This window comes from Periweissella fabalis (assembly GCF_012396505.1).
Taxonomy (GTDB): domain Bacteria; phylum Bacillota; class Bacilli; order Lactobacillales; family Lactobacillaceae; genus Periweissella; species Periweissella fabalis.
In genome coordinates this window covers 77,408-99,198 of record NZ_JAAXPN010000002.1, presented here as the reverse complement: position 1 = coordinate 99,198, position 21,791 = coordinate 77,408, and the positions used below count along the sequence as shown (strand labels likewise).

Annotated in this window: 20 protein-coding genes; 2 read left to right on the top strand and 18 right to left on the bottom strand. The window is 39.2% G+C overall.

Features of this window, described 5'->3' with window-relative positions; translation table 11 throughout:
• Window positions 1-29 precede the first annotated feature (29 nt).
• The 13 genes from HF964_RS03445 to helD all read right to left on the bottom strand — a co-directional run bounded on the left by HF964_RS03445 (window position 30) and on the right by helD (window position 12,688).
• Window positions 30-779, bottom strand: a complete 750-nt coding sequence (locus HF964_RS03445; protein ID WP_168721663.1) for a DUF1129 family protein — start codon at window positions 777-779, stop codon at window positions 30-32.
• An 84-nt stretch (window positions 780-863) separates the two neighbouring features.
• Window positions 864-1,967, bottom strand: a complete 1,104-nt coding sequence (gene ychF, locus HF964_RS03440; RefSeq protein WP_168721662.1) for a redox-regulated ATPase YchF — start codon at window positions 1,965-1,967, stop codon at window positions 864-866.
• A 21-nt stretch (window positions 1,968-1,988) separates the two neighbouring features.
• The gene (locus HF964_RS03435) at window positions 1,989-2,186 is read right to left on the bottom strand and encodes a DUF951 domain-containing protein (protein WP_168721661.1); all 198 of its coding nucleotides are present in this window, start codon (window positions 2,184-2,186) and stop codon (window positions 1,989-1,991) included.
• 11 nt (window positions 2,187-2,197) lie between these two features.
• The gene (locus HF964_RS03430) at window positions 2,198-3,115 is read right to left on the bottom strand and encodes a ParB/RepB/Spo0J family partition protein (protein ID WP_168721660.1); all 918 of its coding nucleotides are present in this window, start codon (window positions 3,113-3,115) and stop codon (window positions 2,198-2,200) included.
• Window positions 3,102-3,872: a ParA family protein gene (locus HF964_RS03425; RefSeq protein WP_168721659.1), complete on the bottom strand. Its 771-nt coding sequence runs from the start codon at window positions 3,870-3,872 to the stop codon at window positions 3,102-3,104. The genes HF964_RS03430 and HF964_RS03425 overlap by 14 nt, the downstream gene beginning before the upstream one ends.
• On the bottom strand, window positions 3,873-4,415 hold the full coding sequence (locus HF964_RS03420) for a ParB/RepB/Spo0J family partition protein (protein WP_168721658.1): 543 nt from the start codon (window positions 4,413-4,415) through the stop codon (window positions 3,873-3,875).
• Between the two features lie 24 nt (window positions 4,416-4,439).
• On the bottom strand, window positions 4,440-5,165 hold the full coding sequence (gene rsmG / locus HF964_RS03415) for a 16S rRNA (guanine(527)-N(7))-methyltransferase RsmG (RefSeq protein ID WP_168721657.1): 726 nt from the start codon (window positions 5,163-5,165) through the stop codon (window positions 4,440-4,442).
• A gap of 328 nt (window positions 5,166-5,493) precedes the next feature.
• Complete coding sequence (locus HF964_RS03410; RefSeq protein ID WP_168721656.1) at window positions 5,494-5,694, bottom strand: cold-shock protein; 201 nt, start codon at window positions 5,692-5,694, stop codon at window positions 5,494-5,496.
• 237 nt (window positions 5,695-5,931) lie between these two features.
• Window positions 5,932-6,663, bottom strand: a complete 732-nt coding sequence (locus HF964_RS03405; protein WP_168721655.1) for a DUF4811 domain-containing protein — start codon at window positions 6,661-6,663, stop codon at window positions 5,932-5,934.
• Window positions 6,660-8,132, bottom strand: coding sequence for an MDR family MFS transporter (locus tag HF964_RS03400; protein WP_168721654.1), 1,473 nt, complete (start codon window positions 8,130-8,132; stop codon window positions 6,660-6,662). The genes HF964_RS03405 and HF964_RS03400 overlap by 4 nt, the downstream gene beginning before the upstream one ends.
• Before the next feature lie 420 nt (window positions 8,133-8,552).
• On the bottom strand, window positions 8,553-9,104 hold the full coding sequence (apf, locus tag HF964_RS03395) for an aggregation-promoting factor (protein WP_246220237.1): 552 nt from the start codon (window positions 9,102-9,104) through the stop codon (window positions 8,553-8,555).
• A 401-nt stretch (window positions 9,105-9,505) separates the two neighbouring features.
• Window positions 9,506-10,393 carry a type I pantothenate kinase gene (gene coaA / locus HF964_RS03390; RefSeq protein WP_168721653.1) on the bottom strand — a complete coding sequence of 296 codons (888 nt, stop codon included), beginning with the start codon at window positions 10,391-10,393 and terminating at the stop codon, window positions 9,506-9,508.
• Between the two features lie 3 nt (window positions 10,394-10,396).
• Window positions 10,397-12,688, bottom strand: a complete 2,292-nt coding sequence (gene helD / locus HF964_RS03385; protein ID WP_168721652.1) for an RNA polymerase recycling motor HelD — start codon at window positions 12,686-12,688, stop codon at window positions 10,397-10,399.
• Between the two features lie 157 nt (window positions 12,689-12,845).
• Here helD and HF964_RS03380 point away from each other — a divergent pair, with 157 nt between their 5' ends.
• Window positions 12,846-13,529, top strand: coding sequence for a histidine phosphatase family protein (locus HF964_RS03380; RefSeq protein WP_168721651.1), 684 nt, complete (start codon window positions 12,846-12,848; stop codon window positions 13,527-13,529).
• Between the two features lie 20 nt (window positions 13,530-13,549).
• The gene (gene hflX / locus HF964_RS03375) at window positions 13,550-14,836 is read left to right on the top strand and encodes a GTPase HflX (RefSeq protein WP_168721650.1); all 1,287 of its coding nucleotides are present in this window, start codon (window positions 13,550-13,552) and stop codon (window positions 14,834-14,836) included.
• A 92-nt stretch (window positions 14,837-14,928) separates the two neighbouring features.
• Here hflX and HF964_RS03370 read toward each other — a convergent pair whose 3' ends face one another.
• The 5 genes from HF964_RS03370 to HF964_RS03350 form a co-directional block, all read right to left on the bottom strand.
• Window positions 14,929-17,373, bottom strand: a complete 2,445-nt coding sequence (locus HF964_RS03370) for a phosphoketolase family protein (protein WP_168721649.1) — start codon at window positions 17,371-17,373, stop codon at window positions 14,929-14,931.
• Window positions 17,374-17,847: 474 nt separating this feature from the next.
• Window positions 17,848-19,167 carry a dihydrolipoyl dehydrogenase family protein gene (locus tag HF964_RS03365; protein ID WP_168721648.1) on the bottom strand — a complete coding sequence of 440 codons (1,320 nt, stop codon included), beginning with the start codon at window positions 19,165-19,167 and terminating at the stop codon, window positions 17,848-17,850.
• A 40-nt stretch (window positions 19,168-19,207) separates the two neighbouring features.
• Window positions 19,208-19,960 (bottom strand): nicotinamide riboside transporter PnuC, encoded by a 753-nt coding sequence (gene pnuC / locus HF964_RS03360; protein ID WP_168721647.1) that lies wholly within the window; start codon window positions 19,958-19,960, stop codon window positions 19,208-19,210.
• An 82-nt stretch (window positions 19,961-20,042) separates the two neighbouring features.
• The gene (gene folP, locus HF964_RS03355; RefSeq protein WP_168721646.1) at window positions 20,043-21,185 is read right to left on the bottom strand and encodes a dihydropteroate synthase; all 1,143 of its coding nucleotides are present in this window, start codon (window positions 21,183-21,185) and stop codon (window positions 20,043-20,045) included.
• Window positions 21,186-21,782, bottom strand: a complete 597-nt coding sequence (locus HF964_RS03350; protein WP_168721645.1) for a non-canonical purine NTP pyrophosphatase — start codon at window positions 21,780-21,782, stop codon at window positions 21,186-21,188.
• Window positions 21,783-21,791 lie beyond the last annotated feature (9 nt).

Below are 21,791 nucleotides of genomic sequence, written 5' to 3'. Positions count from 1 at the left end.
CGTCTGATATATTTCAATATTTGTTATTGCTATTTTTTAGGTGTTGGTCCACCGAAGAAGCCACCAGTAATCCCGGTAATTCGACGTTCGTAAATAAAGCCTACAAAAGCCAATACAGCGATAATGATGTATGCCCAAGCTGGTAAAATTGGGTTAATTGAATGTGGAATAAATGATACTCCTAAGTAAATTAACATCCAAGCAATAATTGCTAAGATCATTGCTATTAAGCGGTACCAAAATGGTCGTTTTGGTTTATTAGCGCTTGGCAATAGTAAGCCTTGGATATATGCGAAAATCAACCCACCGGTCGCGGCTGTTAAGATTAAACTTACCACCCCATATGGTGCACCGTTAGTTTGTAACTTTGAACCGTTGAAGAGCATGAAAAATCCAAAGACCGCCCCAAACATTGCTAAGAATAAAATCCCTGTATCTAACGCGTTCAGCCAGTAGCCAGCATCATTACCAGCTACCGCTTGCCGTGGTTTAGGAGCGATTAACTTAGCAGCAGTTTCACTTGGTGTCCCAAATAATTGCTTAGCGGTTGTTCCAGTTGCTTGTGCAGCTAAAAGTTCATTTTCGATCTTAGTTAGTTCACTAGCTAGCTGATCTGCTTCCATTTTACCATGTAATTGTTTTTTTAGTTGGAACATGAAATCTTCGTTGCGTTTAGTTAACGTTTGCTTCGCTGCATGAGCAGTTGTAGCAACCGGTGTTTCTGTAGTTTCTGCAGCGGTTTGTTCTGCTACAGCTTCATTACTGTTTTCTTCTACCATTGCACCTTATCCTATAATTATATTGATTGAATATTAAATTAAAATTCATTATACCTTAACTTAAGTTTAAGGCTCGTGAATTTCTTAAACATTAAACAAGAATTCGATGATATCACCATCTTGAACAACGTATTCTTTACCTTCAGAACGACGTTTACCTGCTTCACGGACTGCCTTAACAGAACCAAATTGATCTAAATCGTCAAAAGCAATTGTTTCAGCACGGATAAAGCCACGTTCAAAGTCTGAGTGAATCACCCCGGCTGTTTGTGGTGCCTTCATGCCAGCTTTAAAAGTCCAGGCACGGGTTTCTTTACCACCAGCAGTGAAGAATGTCCGTAAATCAAGTAAGTGATAAGCCGCCCGAATTAACTTGTTTAATCCTGGCTCAGTTACCCCATTCATATCCAAAAATTCTTGCTTATCTTCATCTTCTAGTTCGGCAATTTCTTCTTCAGCCCGGGCTGATAAACCGATTACTTCTGCGCCTTCAGTGGCCGCAAAGTCTTGGATTAACTTAAAGTATTTAGAAGCAGTTGGATCAGCCATATCTTCTTCCGCTACATTAGCAACGTACAGCACAGGTTTTGACGTTAACAAGAATAATCCACGGACAACTTTTTGTTCTTCTTCATTAAATTCAAGTGTGCGGACTGATTTACCAGCTTCAAGAACTGGTTTAATTTTTTGTAAAACGGCAAATTCAGCATTAGCTTCCTTATTGCTAGCCGTTTTGGCGGCTTTTTCTGCCTTAGCATACCGCTTATCAACGGCTTCTAAGTCCGCTAAAATCAATTCTGTATTGATTGTTTCAATATCATCAAGTGGATCAATTACACCATTAACGTGGGTAATTTCATCATCATCAAATGCTCGCACAACATGTACAATTGCGTTAACTTGGCGAATGTTTTCAAGGAATTTATTCCCTAAACCTTCACCTTTTGAAGCCCCTTTAACGATTCCTGCAATATCAGTAAATTCAAATGTAGTTGGGACAATTTTATCGGCTGGCTCAACTTCTTGAATCCGTGCTAATCGAGCATCTGGAACTTCAACCATCCCCACATTGGGTTCAATAGTTGCAAATGGATAGTTAGCCATTTCAGCCCCAGCCTTTGTAATTGCGTTAAATAAGGTTGATTTACCAACGTTAGGTAAACCAACGATTCCTGCTGTTAATGCCATATTTATCTCTTCTTTCTATTATTATCCTTCATCGGTTACATGTGCTTCTAACACACGTTTTATCCGATGGTTAAAATCATTGCGTGACATCATAATTTGGTGACCACAATTGACACACTTAATCTTGATGTCTGCTCCCACACGCAAAATTTCCCAAGCATTGGTTTTACATGCGTGTGGCTTTTTCATCTCAACGATATCATTTACGTTATATTCCATCGTATTACCTACTAATCAAGACTAATGTTAAGCATATTTAGGATGCGACTCAAATCATCATCTGAAAGATAATTAATTTCAATTTTTCCTTTACCATTAGTCTTGCTCTTTAAGAGTACTTTCGTACCAAATTTTTCTTCTAACTGGCCTTCTGCGGCTTTGATAAACTTATTACCTTCAGTTTTGGCTTTGCTTTTAGGTTTTGTGGGCTTTTCAGTCGGTTCAACACCATTGAGTTCGCTAACAAGTTCTTCAAGCTGACGTACAGTTAAACCTTCTTCGATGACACGTTTCGCTAAAGTTGTAATTTGATCTTTAGCTTTTAGACCAAGTAGCGTCCGGGCTTGCCCCATTGAAAGGGATCCTTGTTCTACTAAATCTTTAACACTCAAAGGTAACGTCAATAGTCTTAAATAATTGGCAATAAAAGGCCGTGATTTACCTAGGCGTTTGGCTAATTCACTTTGCGTGATATTCAAATTTTCCATTAAAGTATGATAGGCTTGTGCTTCTTCAATTGGTGATAAATCTTCACGCTGCAAATTTTCAATGACTGCAACTTGCATCATTTGCTCATTAGATAAATCTCGGACAATGGCTGGAATTGTATCTAAGCCCGCCATTTTTGAAGCTCGGAAACGCCGCTCACCAGCAATAATTTCATATTGCTTTACCGAACGTTTCGGATGCCGAATAATAATTGGTTGGAAGACCCCTTCATTTTTAATTGAAGCTGCTAAATCCTCTAAAGCTGCTTGATCAAAATTTTTACGGGGCTGAAATGGATTGGGAACAATTTCATCTAAATGAATTTTATGCACCTTTTCTGCATTCAAATCTTCAATGTCAATATCAATATTATTACTGCTAAGGAGGGCTCCAAGTCCCTTACCTTCGCCTAAAATACTCTTCTTTTTAGAAATCGCCATGGGCCGCTAAGACCTCCTTTGCTAAAGCCGTATAAACTTCTGCACCACGTGAACTTGGATCATAATCAGTAATTGCCAACCCATGAGCTGGCGCTTCACTTAAACGTACATTCCGCGGAATGATAGTTTTGTATACTTGGTCACCAAAGTAGTTTTTAACTTCCGCATTAACTTCTTGCCCTAAATTAGTCCGAGCATCAAACATCGTTAATAAGACCCCTTCAATTTTTAAATCTGTATTAAAGTGGCGTTGTACTAATTTAACCGTGTTAAGTAATTGTCCCAACCCTTCAAGGGCGTAATATTCACTTTGCACCGGAATCAAAATTGAATCCGCAGCCGTAAAGGCATTAATTGTAATAATTCCAAGTGAAGGTGGATTATCGATGATCATATAGTCATATTGATCACGTAAAGTATCTAACGCATCCTTTAAGCGCATTTCACGGGCCATTTGAGGTGCTAATTCAATTTCAGCCCCTGAGAGTTGAATTGTTGCTGGAACCACGTCCATGCCTTCATGAGATGATTTTAAAATAGTTTCTTCAATCGGAACTTCATTAACTAATACATCGTAAATATCTTGTTCAATTTCCGCTTTTTCAATCCCTGTTCCACTGGTTGCATTTCCTTGCGCGTCAATATCGACAAGCAAAACACGTTTACCAGCTGATGCCAAGGCGGCTCCTAGGTTAACACTAGTTGTGGTCTTACCTACACCTCCTTTTTGATTTGCGATTGCAATTACATGTGCCATTTAAGCATTCCTCTCTGTCTGGTTCTTATCAATTATTTTTAAAATGACGTGATCGTCAACCTCACGTTGTTCGACAAAGACTCCTTGCTTGGCTAAGCGCTGCATTCCTTGCTTTAAGAAATCCTGTAACATTGCTTGTTGAGTTGGCAGATCAAGTTGGGTTTGAACTAATTTTTGAACTAATTCTTCTGTTTGTTTAACGTTTAATTTGTGTTTTAAAATCTTATTAACGACTGCTACTTGCTTGCGTTTTTCAAGTTTAAGAATCGTGCGGCCATGTCGTTCTGTAATTTGATTATTTTGTAACGCTGTTTTGGCAACATCACTTAACTTTAATAACCGTAATTTATTGGCGATTGTAGCTTGTGAGCATCCTAAACGTTTTGCTAGGTTTGCCTGTGTAATATTAGTTGCCGTAATAATTTCTTGGTAGGCATTGGCTTCATCAATTACAGAAAATTGTGCATCTGCACTGGCCTTTAATAACTGTTCAATGCGCATCTCAAGTTCAACATTGGAGATACCTTGTAAATCATTGTTCATATTACGTATGCCTTCCAAAAATTTTTATTCCCCTAGTGGTTCTTTATTTGGCGTTCCAGGTTTTCGGGGGTATTTTTTAGGAGTTACCTTAGTTTTTTGAACCACATCAATTTCGCGTGGATCCCCATTTGGCAATGTAAAGGCGTGTGTTTCAAGAACTTGGCCGCCGAGGGTCTTTAAGGCAAATTCGGCATTGGCTAATTCAACTTGCGCACTTGAGCCCTTCATTGCTAAAAGAACCCCTTTGACCTTCATAAGTGGTAATGTTAATTCACTCAAGATAGTCATTCGCGCAACTGCACGAGCCATTACAAGATCGTATTTAGCACGGTGTGGTGAGTTTTTGCCACCAAATGTTTCGGCCCGATCATGGTAAAACGCAACCCCAGTTAAATCAAGCGCAGCGGCTAAATCATTTAAAAAACCAATCCGTTTGTTTAATGAGTCAACGATACTTACCTTTAATTGTGGGAAAGCAATTTTTAGTGGTAATGATGGAAAGCCAGCTCCGGCACCAACATCAATAATATCCAGTTCTTCAGTTTGGAGCGCTGGATAATAGATGGCTGCAGTAAGAGAGTCATAAAAATGCTTTAAATAGACTTCTTCTTTGTCTGTAATAGCAGTCAAATTGAACTTTGCATTCGTTGCAACCAACAGTTCATAATACTTATCAAACTGTGCTAATTGCTTAGCTGACAAGTTGATACCATGTTCAGCTAATGCTTGCACAAATTGTTCTTCATTCATTGGGTTTCCTCCAGCGTTCAGTTGAACGATTAATAATTCATATAAAATAATAATACCTTAAAATTAGCTAATTCTCAAAGTTTGTTTGCATTTTTTAGGGAAATATTTTGTAATTTTCAGAGTGCGTGAAACAGAGTGTGAAACGATACGATTAAATCGCGTAGCATAATAGCAATAACTGTTGACGCGTCTTTTGAGTCAGCATGGAATTGCGTATATGCTTAGCTATATGTATCGTTGAAGCACGTTTTAGCCTTCCGTTTGTATACAACAAAAAAGCAACCGACAGATTATCTGTCGGTTGCTTTTTGACATTAATTAATTAAAATTAAGCCTTGTTAACGTTAGCAGCTTGTGGGCCGCGGTCTGAACTTTCAACGTCGAAAGTTACAGCTTGACCTTCTTCAAGAGTCTTGAAGCCGTCACCTTGAATAGCTGAGAAGTGTACGAACACGTCGTCGCCGTTTTCACGAGTGATGAAGCCAAAACCTTTATCTGCGTTAAACCATTTAACAGTTCCTTGTTCCATGAGAGAAATCTCCTTTTGATACTACTACTGTAGTGAAATATTTGATATGTAACTTGATGGTGCCAGGAGATATTTCTCAATACTGATGAAACAAGACCTAATTAACCGAACCAAACTACAACTTGAATTATAACACGATTATAAAATAATTAAAAGTTTTTATTTATCGAATTTCGCAGGAAAATCGCAAATATCCATTAAATTAACCAATATAAAGGATTATTTTTAATAATTAAATTATTTTTCGAGTTTATTTACAATATCTGCAAATGCTTTTTGTTGAAAATCTGTCGTTGCTTGCTTAACAATTTTAGCTTGCGCACTTGGATCAGTAGCCAACTTGGGATTTGCCATAATTGCTGCTTTAACTTTAGCACTAATCGCAGCTTTAGCCGCCGTTTCCTGTGCTTGCTTTTGAGCAGGTGTCATATCTTTTTGTATCTGAGCTAACTTCTTAGCATTTGTGGTACTAATTTTTAGCCATGACTTAGGTAAGTTAAACGTATTGTTACGTGATACTAATGTTTCATTATCACCTAAACCAAAGAATAATTTATACAAATTATTCTTATATTCATAACGAATTGTTGTTACTTCAATAGTTGCTTGTTTAGCTGATGTGAAGAAAACGCAATTAATAGTTTTCCCATCGGTCTGCGTGTGAGTTGCATTACTATCAGCATGTTTTTTGTAAATGTAAACATTTTCCTCACTCCCCTTACCCACTTGTTGATATAACAGTAAATCAGCGGGAGTTTTAGGAGCTGCTGTAAAGATTTGGTGGCTTGTAACGTGGCTAACTTGCTTCATTCCAAAATGATATTTATCATTTTGAATTAAGAGTGTCAAACTAGCAACTAAAGCAACAAATGAAATTAATGAGGCTATTATCCGTAATTTCCGCTTAGTAATCAATACAAATGATACGAAAAAGGCAATTACAAAAAGTGCAATTAAAACTAAGATCATAGTTTTTTACCTCCATCGATAATAACCATATTTTTAGGCTTTTCCGTTAAGAATAAAGCCACAATCAATCCAGCAATTGCAAAGCCAGTCGCAATCCAAAAAGCAGCGTGGTATCCACTTAAAGCTGCCTCTAATGCCTGGTTTTTGTACTCAAATGGTGCCGTCTTTAAAAGTGATTTAGCAGGTAAATTGTTCTTAATCACATTTGAAAGAACTGAAATCATGATTGCCGTCCCCATTGATGAGGCAACTTGTCGAGTTGTATTGTTAACAGCAGTTCCATGAGCAACCAATTGCCCCGTCAAAGCTTGCATCCCTGATGTTGTTGCTGGCATCATAACCATTGAAATGGCAAACATCCGAAGTGCGTAAAGGACGATCACGTTAATAATTGGGGTATTTTCAGTTAAGAAAGTAAACGGTAATGTTCCAAGCGTTAAGATTACCATTCCGGCAATAATCAGACGTTTAGCACCCATTTTATCGTAAATGCGACCAGTAATTGGTGACATAACACCAATTAATAATGCCCCTGGTAATAGGGTTAATCCGGCGTGAAAAGGTGACATTCCCCGTACTGTTTGTAAGTATTGTGGGATAACCAATTCTACCCCAATCATTGCGATTAAAACAATTGACGATAAAATAGTTGTAAGTGCAAATTGTTTAATCTGAAACACATGCACTTGAAGTAATGGTTTTTCGTGTGTAACTTGTCGCCGAACGAAGAAGGCAATAAAAATCACCCCAATAATCAATGGCAAGATAACATATGTAAAATCACCCCAACCTTGTGAACTAACTTCTGAAAAACCATATAGTAAACTACCAAATCCGATAGTTGAAATGATAAATGACCAAAAATCAAGTGGCTCTTTACCAGTATGGATAACTGGTTTCATAAAGAACAAGCCCGCTAGAATTACAACAATTATAATTGGAATCATTACTCCAAATAAAACTTGCCATTCATAATTATCAATAATCCACCCTGATAATGTTGGCCCCAGTGCTGGTGCTAAACCAATCACTAACCCTGCCATTCCCATGGCTGTTCCGCGCTTTTCAGCTGGAAAAATTGATAACATTATCACTTGTAGTAAGGGCATCGTTACCCCAACTGCAACCGCTTGAATTAAGCGCCCAGTTAATAACTGTGGAAATGTGTGTGCGGTGGCTGAAATTGTAGTTCCAATTAAGAAAATTACCATTGAGCCTAAGTAAAGCCATTTGGTGTTATACCGGTGACTTAACCATGCTGAAATTGGGATTAAGATCCCGTTAACTAACATAAATCCGGTTGTGAGCCATTGGACTGTCCCTAATGATTCATCTAATGATTTCATCAAAGTCGGCAACGCCGTGGCTAGCACAGTTTGATTTAAAACGGTCACGAAGGTCCCTATTAAGAGCACGGCAACTAATAAGCCGCGATTAAAATGTTTGCCTTGTGCATCAACTGCTTCCATTCAAGTTCTCCTTTAAATTGTTTACTTGTGTGTTTTTAATTACGATACGATAATACAGTTTAAAGCTTTTAACTAACGTTTGTCAACTTATTTGACATAAATTTAATTATTATTTGTAAGTGCGAGCATCACCGGGTAGCCACCGTGTCATACTAGCCATAACCTATGACTTGGCCTTGTGAGCACGTTATAAAAAAGTGCACAAAAAAGACCAGGCGAAAAACGTCTGGTCTTTTTACTAAATAAGTTGCATGTAAATGTTTCACACTCTCTATGCCGATCATGCCATTATTTAGTTAGAATTATTCTGTTTGTTGGAAATATGGTTATCATCTTAACCACAAAAGTAAGAACCTCTGCCTAAGAGAGGTTCTTACTTAAAAACTACACTTTTAAAGTAGTTACTAATCAGAATTTAGATTAGTACCAACCGTGTGATTGCCAGAATTGTTGTGCTCCAACCCATGAACCGTAACGTGATTGAACGTATTGGTTAGCAACACGTTCTTGGTTAGCTGGTGAGTAGTCACCACCAAGGTATGATGCAGAAAGTTGGTACATACCGATAAATTGACCGTTACGGGCATTGTAGTTGTTACCTGATTCACGGCTAGCAATCCATTGCTTAGCAGCAGCATTTGAGCCTGAAACATTAGTAGCTGGGGCTTGTTGTACTGGGGCTTGCTTTTGTACTGGCGCTGCTTGTTGTACTGGAGCTTGCTTTTGTACTGGAGCTTGTGTGTTAGTTGAAGGAATAGTCAACTTTTGGTTAACAAAGATCAAGTTAGCATTAGTTAACTTATTAGCATTAACAATAGCTTCGATAGTAGTATTGTTTTCCTTAGCAAGTTTTGAAACAGTGTCGCCTTGGTGAACAGTGATGATTGAGTCGGCGTTAGCAACAACTCCTGTAGAAATCATGGCTGCAACCAAACCAGTACCAGTTAAAAACATTTTCTTCAAATTATTCATATTGTATATCTTCTCCTATTAAATACATCATGTGTTGTGTTTATTTATTCGTTTTATATTATCTGGTCATCGATGTGACCCATCTTTTTGTATTGATAACTCGTTGCTATCAATCAACAAACTATATATTACTGGTAATTTATAACAGCCATATAGCTATATTGTGACAAGAACAGTTGTTTCCTGTCATATAAGCCCGAGTTTATGTAATACACCTGTAATATAATTTTTTTCATTGTGTCAAAAGCCTATCATTGCTTGCTTCTAGCAAAATATGTATACCCCCTTAACTAATTGGCAAAATTAGCGCTTTTTTTAGAAAAAAATCGCTAAAAAAGACTAATTTAGCCCAAATAATATAAAAAAAGCTGCAAAATTCAATGAATTTTACAGCTTTGTGACTAATATTTCCGTAATGCAACTTGCGTAACATTATGATTTGGCCCTTTTTGAATGATTATATCGGCTAATGATCGTGCTGGTAGAATATATTCTTTCAAATTGCGCTCATTAACCGCATGCCAAACCTTTTCAGCCTGACTAGTTGCTACTAGGCGATCATTAATAAAGCGATGATAATAACTTGATGGTTCATTAACAGCAGTATCTACTAAATGTTCAAACCGCTCCATAAACCAACTTTTGATTAATGCAGTTGGTGCATCAATATATAATGTTAAATCCATTAAATCAATCGGCGCTAAAACTTGCCCTTGACGATACAACGCATTAACGCCTTCTAGGATAACCACATCAGGAGCTCCAATAACTTGAGATTGATGCGGTAAGATATCGTAGTACTCATGTGAATACACAGGCACTTTAATATCAGGCTTGCGCTCTTTGACAGCTTTTAAAAAAGTAATCATTGCTTCTATATTATATGATTCGGGAAAGCCTTTGTGCTCTGTTAACTGAAGGCTAGCTAAAGTTTCATTATTATATAGGAAGTTATCGGTCGTTACTATTTCAACCTTAGCCTCGGGAACCGCCTTATTTAATAGTTGTTTGATTGCCTTAGAAATTGTTGATTTTCCTACAGCAACACTACCAGTCAAGCCAATAATAAATGGTTTGGCCTGGTCAATAGGTTGTTTTAGAATTTTATGCCATAGCACCTCGGCTGCATGATTATGCTCCATTTTGGCAATAATTAGTGGTATTAATGCTTGATAATCAGCTTGTAATTCCCTACTCATTGGTGCAGACCATGAATGTAATGGTTCAAAATTTGTCCCAATTTGATGCCAAGCTGCAGCCTTCAAAACGGTGTAATTTACATTTGCCACCGGTTATTCTACCTCGTATAAGTCCTTATTTACGCGATCAAGTAATGGTGTTACTGGCCCGCAAGCTAGTAATGTTAATTCGTGCATTGCCCGTGATGCAATCGTGTAAATTAATTGACGTTCACTTTCTGATGGGTAGTTAGTTGCTGAGATATCCCAAGCTACCACCGCATCAAATTCGAGTCCTTTAGCTAAGTATGACGGTACTATAATTACTCCAGCTACTAAGCGTTGATTTTCTGAGCGAATTAAAGTTGCCTTAAGCTCTGCGGCTTTCAAAATAGCATCCACTGCCAATCCTTCTGCTAAAGTCTTTGTAATAATCGCAGTTGTCTCATGTGCCGCATTATTTATTTCAATCTGTTTGATTAAGCGAGCTTCCATTGCTTCCATCGTATCAAATTGCGCTAAAACTGGCTTAGCACCATTACGGTTAAAGGCAATGATTTGTTCACCATTAACTAATAATTCTTTAGAAAAATCGGTAATTTGTTGCGTTGATCGATATGTCTTGGTCAATTGGACCACACTAGTCTTTTCAGGATCAAACATTGAACCTAATTCATGTAGTAATGTTTTAGAATTTTCCTTAGTAAAGATTGCTTGATTCAAGTCGCCAAGCATTGTAAATTTGGCTTTCGGGAAACTAAATTTCAAGAAAGCTAATTGGAAGGCTGAGTAGTCTTGGATTTCATCAATAAAGACAAACCGAATATCACGTTCACCACGTTTACCAGTAATTAAATCATAAAGGTAGAGATAGGTTGATACATCTGCTAATGTCATTTGCTTTGTCTTAAACTCTGTCACTGTGCGTTCGACACTAGCTTCCCAATCAGCAATTGAAATATCCCATTTATTTAAATCAATCATCTTAGGCACACTTCGTAAAAATGTTGCAAATTGCGCATTAAAATTGATGAATCGGTTACGGTGAATCGCCGTTGCAATCGGCTTAAAGGCATTAACCACAATTTTACGTGCTAAGAAATTATATTCCTTTTCTTCAGAAGCAAATTCCCGTGGTTGGTCACCAAATAATGAATCAATTTCAGTTTTAGTTAGGTTTTGAATCGCCTCTTCAACCCACTTTTCTTTTAATTCATTACCAATCCGACCGTTTAATGATGAAGTTAACCGCTCTTTTGTAGCATCTAAGCGTTGCCCTAATTTGTATTGTTCATTGTAACCATAATAAATTTTAGCCACGTGCTCTTTATCAAAGAAAGCTTTACCTTGGAAGTTAATATCTTTAAAGCGTAAGTTGCCTTTGTTAAGCGTTTGGGCATACTTCGCCACTAACTTGAAGAACGTTAAGCTCCCTTTAAAGCGCGTAATGTTTTCATTGGCCGCATCATTGTGTTCTTCAAAGCGTTCTTGTAACGTTTCAACTTGAATCTTAGGTAATCGACGCATTGCATATTGGTAGTATGTCATTTGCACCATGTTTTGTTCACCAAGTTCGGGTAACACTTGGTCAATATAGTCATTAAATAATTGGTTTGGACTAAATAAAACAACTTGCCCACTATTTAAATTACCGCGGTAACGGTATAACAAGTACGCCACTCGTTGTAAAACCGCGGCCGTTTTACCAGATCCGGCGGCCCCTTGAACAAATAGCAAATCAGCGCTGGTATTACGGATAATTTTATTTTGTTCCTTTTGAATCGTCGTTACGATACTCTTCATCTTAGTGTCTGATTCACCACTCAAAGCATCTAATAACATTTGATCTCCAACGGCTTCATCAGTATCAAAAATGGTTACAATCACGCCATCTTCAATTTGGAATTGTCGCTTAAGCTGAACGTCGACATTTTGCTTACCATCAGGGGTCATGTATTCAACATTCCCAAGACCTCCGTCATAATAAATAGAAGAAATTGGTGCACGCCAATCATAAATTAAGAAATGATCTGGTGTATCTGAAAACGAACCTAACCCAATATAAATAGTTTCTGCCTTTTCCTCCCCTTTTTCTTGGAAGTCAATGCGTGCAAAGTATGGGTTCACTTTCAACTTTTGTAATGTTTCCAAACGCTTAGTTGCATTTTGGAAACTATTTTGCCGTTCAATCAGCATTTGTTGTTGTTGGCGGACTGATAATGCCGTATCTAAAATATTTTCATAAGTACTTGTCTTAATTCGGACATCACCCCATGATTTTTCAATATCAGCACGATCGTTTGAAGTCCGGTCAAGTTCTTGTTGCGTTTTCTTCTGGGCAATCTCAAGTTTTTCATTAACTTGGTCCAGGTATTTTTGTTCGAATGTGTAGTTTGAATCTGTCATATATACTCTCGCTTTATTTTATATCTGGGCACATTGGCCTAATAACATTTTTGCTACTACTTGGCTATCAATTATACGCTAGCCACCGCTTTATTGCTATCTTATGTTACTATATTAGTATCAAAGTCTTTAACTTTTCAAAAAGGAGTATTAAAAAATGCAACCAATCAATGTTTATCTCGTACGTCATGGCCAAACTTTCTTTAATAAATACGACCGTTTCCAAGGTTGGAGTGATATCGACCTTACCGAAAAAGGAATTGCCGATGGCCGCCACGCTGGTCACCTACTAAGCAACATCCATTTTGACGCTGCATATTCAAGTGATCTACCACGGGCATTCAAAACTGCTACATATATCCTTGAAGAAAATACCCAAACAGATATTGTTGCTCCAACCCCTTTAAAAGCTTTCCGGGAACAGTTCTTTGGTACCTTTGAAGGTGTTAGTGGTCCAGATGCCGTCCTTGATATCGTTAAGCATGCGCCTGCTGAAGCTGCTAACATTACCACATTTTCTGATTTACTAGCTGAAATTGGTGCCGATGCAACTTTAGACGCTATTCATGCTGCTGATCCAGCCCATGATGCTGAAGATTCAACTCGTTTTTGGACACGCATCGAAGCAGGCTTTGATCGTCTTCGCCAACTTCACCCCGATGGTGGCGACATTTTACTCGTTTCTCACGGGGCAACAATTCGTAGTATCGCTGGCCGCTTTGGTGAAGCCGCATTTGAAGGTCACGCACCTGCTAACGGTAGTATCACCAAGTTAATTGTTTCAGATGATGATATTAAAGTTGCTTATTATAGCGTTACTGACGAATTACCCGCCAATTAAAAAGGTAATAAGGTATATTTATGACAACAACAGAAGAAGAAAATACATTACAACCCGTCATTATTGCCGGGCTTGATAATAATGATCCTAGTTTCGCTTATTCAATGGAAGAACTAGCAAATCTAGTCGCAGCTAATAATATGGTCGTTCAAGAAACCCTAACCCAAAAACTTGATCGCCCTAATGCCGGTACGTACTTTGGTAAAGGAAAAGTTGAAGAATTAGCCCAATTAGTTGCCGAAACTGATATTAAATTTGTGATTACCAATGATGAATTATCACCATCACAAATCCGAAATATTGAAGCTGCTACTAAAGCAACTGTCGTTGATCGAACTGGTTTGATTCTAGACATTTTCGCCAACCGAGCTCGTTCAAAAGAAGCTAAACTCCAAGTAGCAATTGCTCGCTTGAAGTACCAACTCCCCCGCTTACGAACTAGTATGAATGTGTGCTTGGATCAACAAACTGGGGCGACTGGGAGTGGCTTTACTAGCCGGGGTTCTGGGGAATCTAAACTTGAAATGGATCGCCGGACGATTGAAAAAAATATCGCCCACTTAAAAGAAGAGCTCGAAGCAATCAGCAAGTCTGAATCAACTCGTCGAGTGCAACGTGATAAAGCAGGCATTCCAACCGTTGCTTTAGTTGGTTATACTAACTCAGGTAAATCAACGACCATGAATGGTTTAGTCCGGATGTTTGGTGAAGGTGAAGAAAAACAAGTTTTTGAAAAGAACATGCTTTTTGCCACTTTAGATACCTCTGTTCGTTCATTAACATTACCCGATCAAAAGCAATTCTTATTAAGTGATACGGTCGGATTTGTTTCAAAACTCCCTCATAACTTGGTCAGTTCTTTCCGACAAACTTTAGCTGAGGCGGCCCAAGCTGATTTATTAATCCAAGTCGTTGATTATTCAGATCCTAATCACAAGGAAATGATGGCCACTACTGAAAAGACGCTTCATGAAATTGGGGTTAAAGGCATTCCAATGGTTATTGGCTATAACAAAGCTGATAAGATGGAGGATGTTGTCTTTCCAAGTCGTGAAGGTGATAACTTAGTCTATTCAGCACGTGATGAAGCGTCACTCTTGGCGTTAGTTGATATTATTAAGGAAAAGATTTTCACGGATTATGAAATTCACGATTTATTAATTCCATTTAACGATGGTCAAGTCGTGACATATTTAAATGAAAATGCGCATATTTTAAGTACTGATTATACTGAAAATGGAACTCTTCTTAATGTAGAACTCCATACTGCTGATGCGGCTCGTTTTGCCAAGTACTTCGCAGATTAAAATCATTTATTGTACAGCAAAAAAGCCGTTCGCTAATGCGAACGGCTTTTTCATATTTACTATTAGTAACAGCAGAGTTAATCGGCAGTAGATTACTTCTTAAGTGCTGACCATTTCCAATCAGTAAATTCTGGAATATCGATACCTTCGTTACGAGTAACTTCGAAGTGGCGAGCCAAGATAGCGTCCATTTCTGCAGTAATTTCAGCGATCTTATCAGCAGCAACAACACCTTCAAGCTTAGTAAGGGCATCCTTAACTTGGTTGAAACGGTCGATTTGTGAGTAAACACGCATGTCGTAAGTAGTAGTGATATCACCTTCTTCACGGTAACCGTGAACATCAAGGTTGTGGTTGTGACGGTCGAAGAATACGTCCTTAACAAGGTCTTCGTAACCGTGGAATGCGAAGACAACTGGCTTATCAGTAGTGAAGATAGCGTCGAATTCGTCATCTGAGATTGCACGTGGGTCTTGCTTCTTAAGACGTAAGAAGTCAACAACGTTCACGTAACGAATCTTCAATTCAGGAAGCTTTTGGTTAAGTAACCAAACAGCACCCAATGCTTCGATAGTTGGTTCAGTACCAGCTGAAGCAAATACGATATCTGGAGTTTCATCTTCAGATACAGTAGAAGCCCAGTCGATAACCTTAAGACCCTTTTCAACTAATTCAGTTGCTTCGTCAATAGTAAACCATTGTTGACGTGGTTGCTTAGAAGCAACGATCAAGTTGATAGTTTGGTTCAAGCGCAATGACTTGTCGGCAACGGCTAACAATGTGTTACCATCAGCAGGCAAGAATTCACGAATGTACTTAGTCTTCTTTTCAGCCAAGTGAGTCAATAGACCTGGATCTTGGTGAGTGTAACCGTTGTGGTCTTGTTGGAAAGCAGTTGAAGTTGCGATCAAGTTCAATGAAGGGTACTTGTTACGCCACTTGATTTCGTCTGCTTGACGGTACCACTTGAAGATTTGAGTAATCATTGAGTCAACAACACGCAAGAATGATTCGTATGATGCGAAGAATCCGCGACGACCAGTCAATGTGTATGCTTCTAACCAACCTTCAGCTTGGTGTTCTGAAAGTTGTGAATCAATGATACGACCTGAAGCAGCAACTGCTTCGTCGTTACCTTCGCGTACTTCTTCCATCCATTGACGGTCAGTAACGCTAAATAAGTCCCAAAGACGGTTTGACATAGTTTCGTCAGGTCCGAAGAAACGGAAGTCCTTCATGTTCTTCAAAGTAACATCCTTCAAGTAAGTTGAAAGAACGAACATGTCCATGTTACGGTTACCATCAGCAAGTTCAGTACCACGAGTTTCTTCAGTGATTTCGTTAGCGTAATCACGGAAGTTAGGTAAGTCTAATTGCTTAGGTTCTTGACCGCGGGCAACACCACCGTTAGCAATTGGGTTCATTGACATACGCTTGTCACCCTTAGGTGCAAGGTCGATCAAGAATTGCTTAGGAGTACCATCTTCGTTGAACAATTCAGTTGGACGGTATGAATCCATCCAAGCAACGAATGCATCAAGATCTTCGTTGAAGTTCTTGTCTTTTGATGAGAATTCCAATGGAACTTGGTGTGAACGGAATGAATCTTCAACTGGAAGACCCTTTTCGTTATGAGTAGGACCACCCCAACCCTTTGGAAGACGTGCAACGATAACTGGCCAGAATGGTACTTCACCATCTTGGTAACGACCGTTTTCACGAGCATCTTTTTGGATTGTTTTGATGTCTTCGATAGCTTCATCAAATACCTTAGCAGCCAACTTGTGGTATGCCATGTAATCGTGGATGTCATCGTTTTCGATGAAACGTGGTGACCATCCGAAACCTTCAAAGTACTTAGTCAATTGTTCATCTGAGTAACGTGACAAGATAGTTGGGTTTGAAATCTTGAAACCGTTAAGGTCAAGAATTGGCAATACTGCACCATCAGTCTTAGGGTTGATGAACTTGTTTGATTGCCATGCAGCCATAAGTGGACCAGTTTCTGATTCACCATCACCGACAACAACGAAACCAATTTGGTCTGGGTTATCTAAGATAGCACCAACACCGTGTGAAAGTGAGTAACCAAGTTCTCCACCTTCGTGAAGTGAACCTGGAGTTTGTGCAGTTGCGTGAGAACCAACACCACCTGGGAATGAGAAGCTCTTGTAAAGCTTGTTCAAACCAGCAAGGTCGCGAGTGATTTCTGGATAATCTTCAGTGTATGAACCGTCAATCCATGAGTTAGAGAACATAACTTGACCGGCGTGACCAGGACCTTCAACATAGAACATGTTTAAGTCGTACTTGTTGATCAAACGTGATGCGTGTGCATATAAGAAAGTTTGACCTGAAACAGTACCCCAGTGTCCGATTGGTTTTGCCTTAACATCAGCTTGAGTAAGTGGAGTGTTAGTAACTGAGAACAATGCGTTGTTCTTCAAGAAGATAACACCAGCTGAGATGTAAGTAGTTGCACGCCACCAGGCGTCAACTTGTTCCAAATATTCTAATGAATCGTAATCTACTGCCATTTGGAATAGCTCTCCTTATTAATTGGTTTTTATTAGTTTAAAAACATGACACAATCGTCAATGTTTACAATTATTATTGTAGCTAAAATATTAAAAAAGTCAACTAATTAATTAATTGGTGCGGTCCAATTTAAATTTCCGATTTTCACCAATTCAAGTTGCTTTTAACTTCTATATACTACAAGACAAGTTTAACGTGTTTTAGATGATATGGCTATTATTTTAATTGTAAAAAAATGGTAAGAGTGCGAGCACAACCGGGAACCAGTGAGCACTAAGAAAAAACGCTAAAATACGGTCTTAGTATTTTAAGCGTTTTGCAGTTAGGCGGAACTGGTTGATTGTGTGAGCACGTTTCAAAAGAGTGCGAACCTCCGCAAGACCTTCCGTCTAACTTAAAAATGCCCTAGATACATAGACCGTATCTAAGGCATTTTTCGTTAGTATTCAGTTCTTATCGCGGAGGTTCGCACTCTAATAAAAGTACCCCAAATCACTTTCCATCGTAGGATAAGTCATAATCTGATTAGCAACCTGTTCGGCCGTAGTACCATCATTAATTGCTGTGACAAACATATTAATAATTTCATCGGCTTGTTCAGAAATTACACTTGCACCAACAATCTTACCTTCATGCTTGATAATACGTGCCGCTGCTTGATCATTTAAGCGCATGTAATTAAACCAACTCCTCAAATCATAATCACTGACTTGATAGCCGCGCTTTTGGGCTTCACTAGTTGTCACTCCAACTTGAGCAATTCGCGGATGGCCATAAACCGCTGATGAGATGGCTGGATAGCTTATCTCATCAGTTGTAAGACCATTAAGATAACTAACCAAGTAACGCGCCTCATATCCTGCTACCGGTGTCAAATTAGGAACCCCAGAAGCAGCAACATCACCGGCTGCAAAAATGTGGGGATTGGTACTTTGTAAGTGGCCATTAACTTTGATACCTTTAGCATCAAATTCAACTCCCGCAGTTGGTAAGTCAAGACCTTCAACTGCGGCATGGCGTCCCATGGCAGCAATTACCGTATCAGTTAGAAATGTTCGCCCATCGGTTGTAGTTACCAAAATTCGATTATCTTGCTTTGTCAATGACGCTACTTCTGTATCAAATTGAAAATCTATTCCTTGAGCAGTCAGCCGAGGGACTAATTTATCGACAAGCCAAGGTTCAAAATTACGTAATATTTGCTGATTATGTTGCAATAAATGAACTTGGGCCCCAGCAAATTGAGCAATGCTAGCAAATTCCACAGCGATATAACCACCACCTATAAAGGTAATATCACTTGGCATTTGTGGTAAATTCAAAAAATCCTCAGAAGTCCCCGCTAATTGTGCCCCGCTAAAAGTTGGCCGAGTTGGCCGTTTACCAGTCGCAAGGATCCATGTATCAGCTTGAATTTGGGTGCCATCGGCTAATTCTACCGTGGTTGCATCGATAAACCGTGGTGTTTCATGATAGGTTTCAATCCCCGCACCTTCTAAACCATCAAGGGTTCGAATCGGATGGGCATCAACATATTTTTGCTTTTTGGCCATCACTGCTTCCCAATTTAAAGCTAACTTACCGATAACTTCATTTTGAAACAATTGTGCTTGCCGTAAAACATCAATACTATTAACAATAATTTTCTTGGGATCACATCCCATATTGGCACAAGTTCCACCCCAGATATAGTCTTCAAAAACTGCTACACTTTTGCCCGCAGATTGTAAACCATACGCCGCACTCGTGCCCGCTGACCCAGATCCAATAATTCCAACATTATATTTAAGCATTTTATTCCCCTCCTAAATAATTACTACTAAATTTATAATTCTATTTTACTCGTGGTCGTACAACTTCAGCACCATTAGCCCATTGACGATATGCGTAGATAGCATTAAATAATAAGGCAAACTGCAAGGCAACTTGTGAGACATTATTTCCTAATGAGCCCAAGCCACTTTGACCATTAAAGGTCCAATATGCCAAAATTGCCCAATAAATTAATCCGGCCCCATTCACAACAATCCATAACATCCAATTTTCTTGAAATCTAAAAATGAATAAAACCTGAGCGATAAAACTCACCACGAAATTAACCGAGTCAAGATATGGTAATTGACCATTAACATGTGCCAAGAATATCCCACCTACCAGCCATGAAATAACCGAAATTGCTATAATTACCCAGCGCATTTGCGGTGTAAATGCGCGAATTTTATGATTAATAATCCAAAAATACCATCCGATTGGCTGTGAAATCACATATAAAACATCAATTGCAAATGAACCATAGGCGTGTGTGGTGATCGCAATATACCCCATTGCAATGTATTGTAAAACTCCAAAGACAAAAGTTACATTCCGCCCCTTCATCCCGTAAACTAAGCATAAAACACCAAAGATACCAGATGCGATTCCCATTATCGAACTAGGAATCCACAGATACGCTAATATTTGTAGTAAGACTAACGCGATTGTATAACAAATTTCAAAAGGTTTCCAAGCACCAAATAATTGTGTATACCACCATCCCCGTCGCTGCTCACCTTCAACTTCGCCACTATCTGTTTGTAACTTTTTCATAAAATAAGCCCCCTATCGGATTTACCGTCGTCCGTTATGGGTTTATTTTACCACTGCCTCAAAAAATAATTGCGTTTGCAAACTAACCTAACCAATAGCCGCTTTCAATTGTTTCTAGTAAAGTAAGTAATTGACGAGTTTCTTCAACATCGTGAACACGCAAAATGCGGCCACCACGAACGTACATCAATGCTTCAGCCACTAGTGTCATTGGTAATCGATCTTCTTTGGCTAGCCCTAACAAATTACCAAGGTAACCCTTACGTGAAATCGCAATCATCATTGGCCGTTGAAAGTCATTAAATGCATCCACATTAAGCATCATGCCATAATCTTGCACCCCATGAGGGACTTTTGAATAGCCAATTCCTTGATCCAAAGCAATACGTTCTTTGGCAATCCCAGCATTCGTCAACAATTTTAAATTATCAGCAAACGCCGCATACATTTCCGGGGTTAATTCCGTAATGTCTTTAGTGCGTGCATTTAGCATTGTTAATAAGCCAACATCACTTTGGCCCAGCAAGGCTAACTTGGCTGGATCATCTTCAAAACTATTGACATCATTAATAATATCGACACCTGCTTCAATGGCTGCTTGCATCACTGGTAACTTGTACGTATCAATCGCAATTATAATATCTGGATACTCTGCGCGAATTGCTTTAATGTATGGAATCGTGCGGTTAATTTCAACTTCTGGACTAACTTCCACAAAGCCCGGCCGTGTGGTTTGGCCATTAACTTCAATTACATCAGCCCCAGCGGCAATCATTTCAGCAACATGCTCAAGGACTGCAGCTTCTGTCTGATACTTACCACCATCAAAAAATGAATCCGGCGTAATATTCATAATCGCATAAATCATTGCTTTTTGACTTAAATCAAACCGCTTATTTTTAACTTGCCAAATTAGTGCAAATTGCTCATTAATTGCCGCTAATTGTTGCGTGATGAGCGGATCAACACCAAACCACATATCCCAATTATCTGCCAAAAGTCGTAACCCCGGTAGCGTCAACAAGACCTTGGCACTAGCTGCCTCAGCTAACCACGTGCCATCTAGTTGCGCTACTCGATGAGCTAACTTAGTAAGAAGCTCAGCATCAATATCAGTAAACTCCAACGCAATTAAGCGTTGTTTTTCAACTATTTGTAACAAAGATTGACTAGTAAAATCATTTTCTTGTGCTAATGATGCCGTAATATCACGTACGCTTGTCATTTATCTATCATTCTCCATCAATAATTTTTGTCGTAAAGCTAAAGCCGCTTGCCCGCGATGCGTTAACGGTAAGCGCTTTGATGCTGGCATTTCCGCTAGTGTTACCGCTTGGCCAGTTGGTTGAAAAATTTTATCAAAGCCCCCGGATTGCTGCCCGCGAGGTGTCATCACAATTTGGCCTGTCACCGTGCCAGAACTAATAATGGTCGCATGGTTAGGTCGAGCAGCGGCTAACAACGTAACCATCTGGGCGCCACGTTGATCAGCTGGCAAATCATCGAGCCGAGCTAACACTGCGGCATTGGTGCTCAAGGAACTACCTGCTAAATCCCGCTGTGTCGTCACGCCCAGCTCATTTTGTAAGGCCGCCAATTCTAAGCCACTATCATCCGCAATGACCGGTTGGTGTAACAGATTCGCCAAGAATTCGGCTTTGACTTGCGCGTTGACTGCATAACTTGCGGTCCCTTCTGCCGGAAAAGTCACGGCTGGATATTGCGTCGTATAGCCCACTGCTTCAATGCCCGCAAGCGCCAAACATGCTTGTAAATCGGCCGTTTTAAACGAATTATTTGAGGCAATTAACCATTTTGTCATCGCATGCCC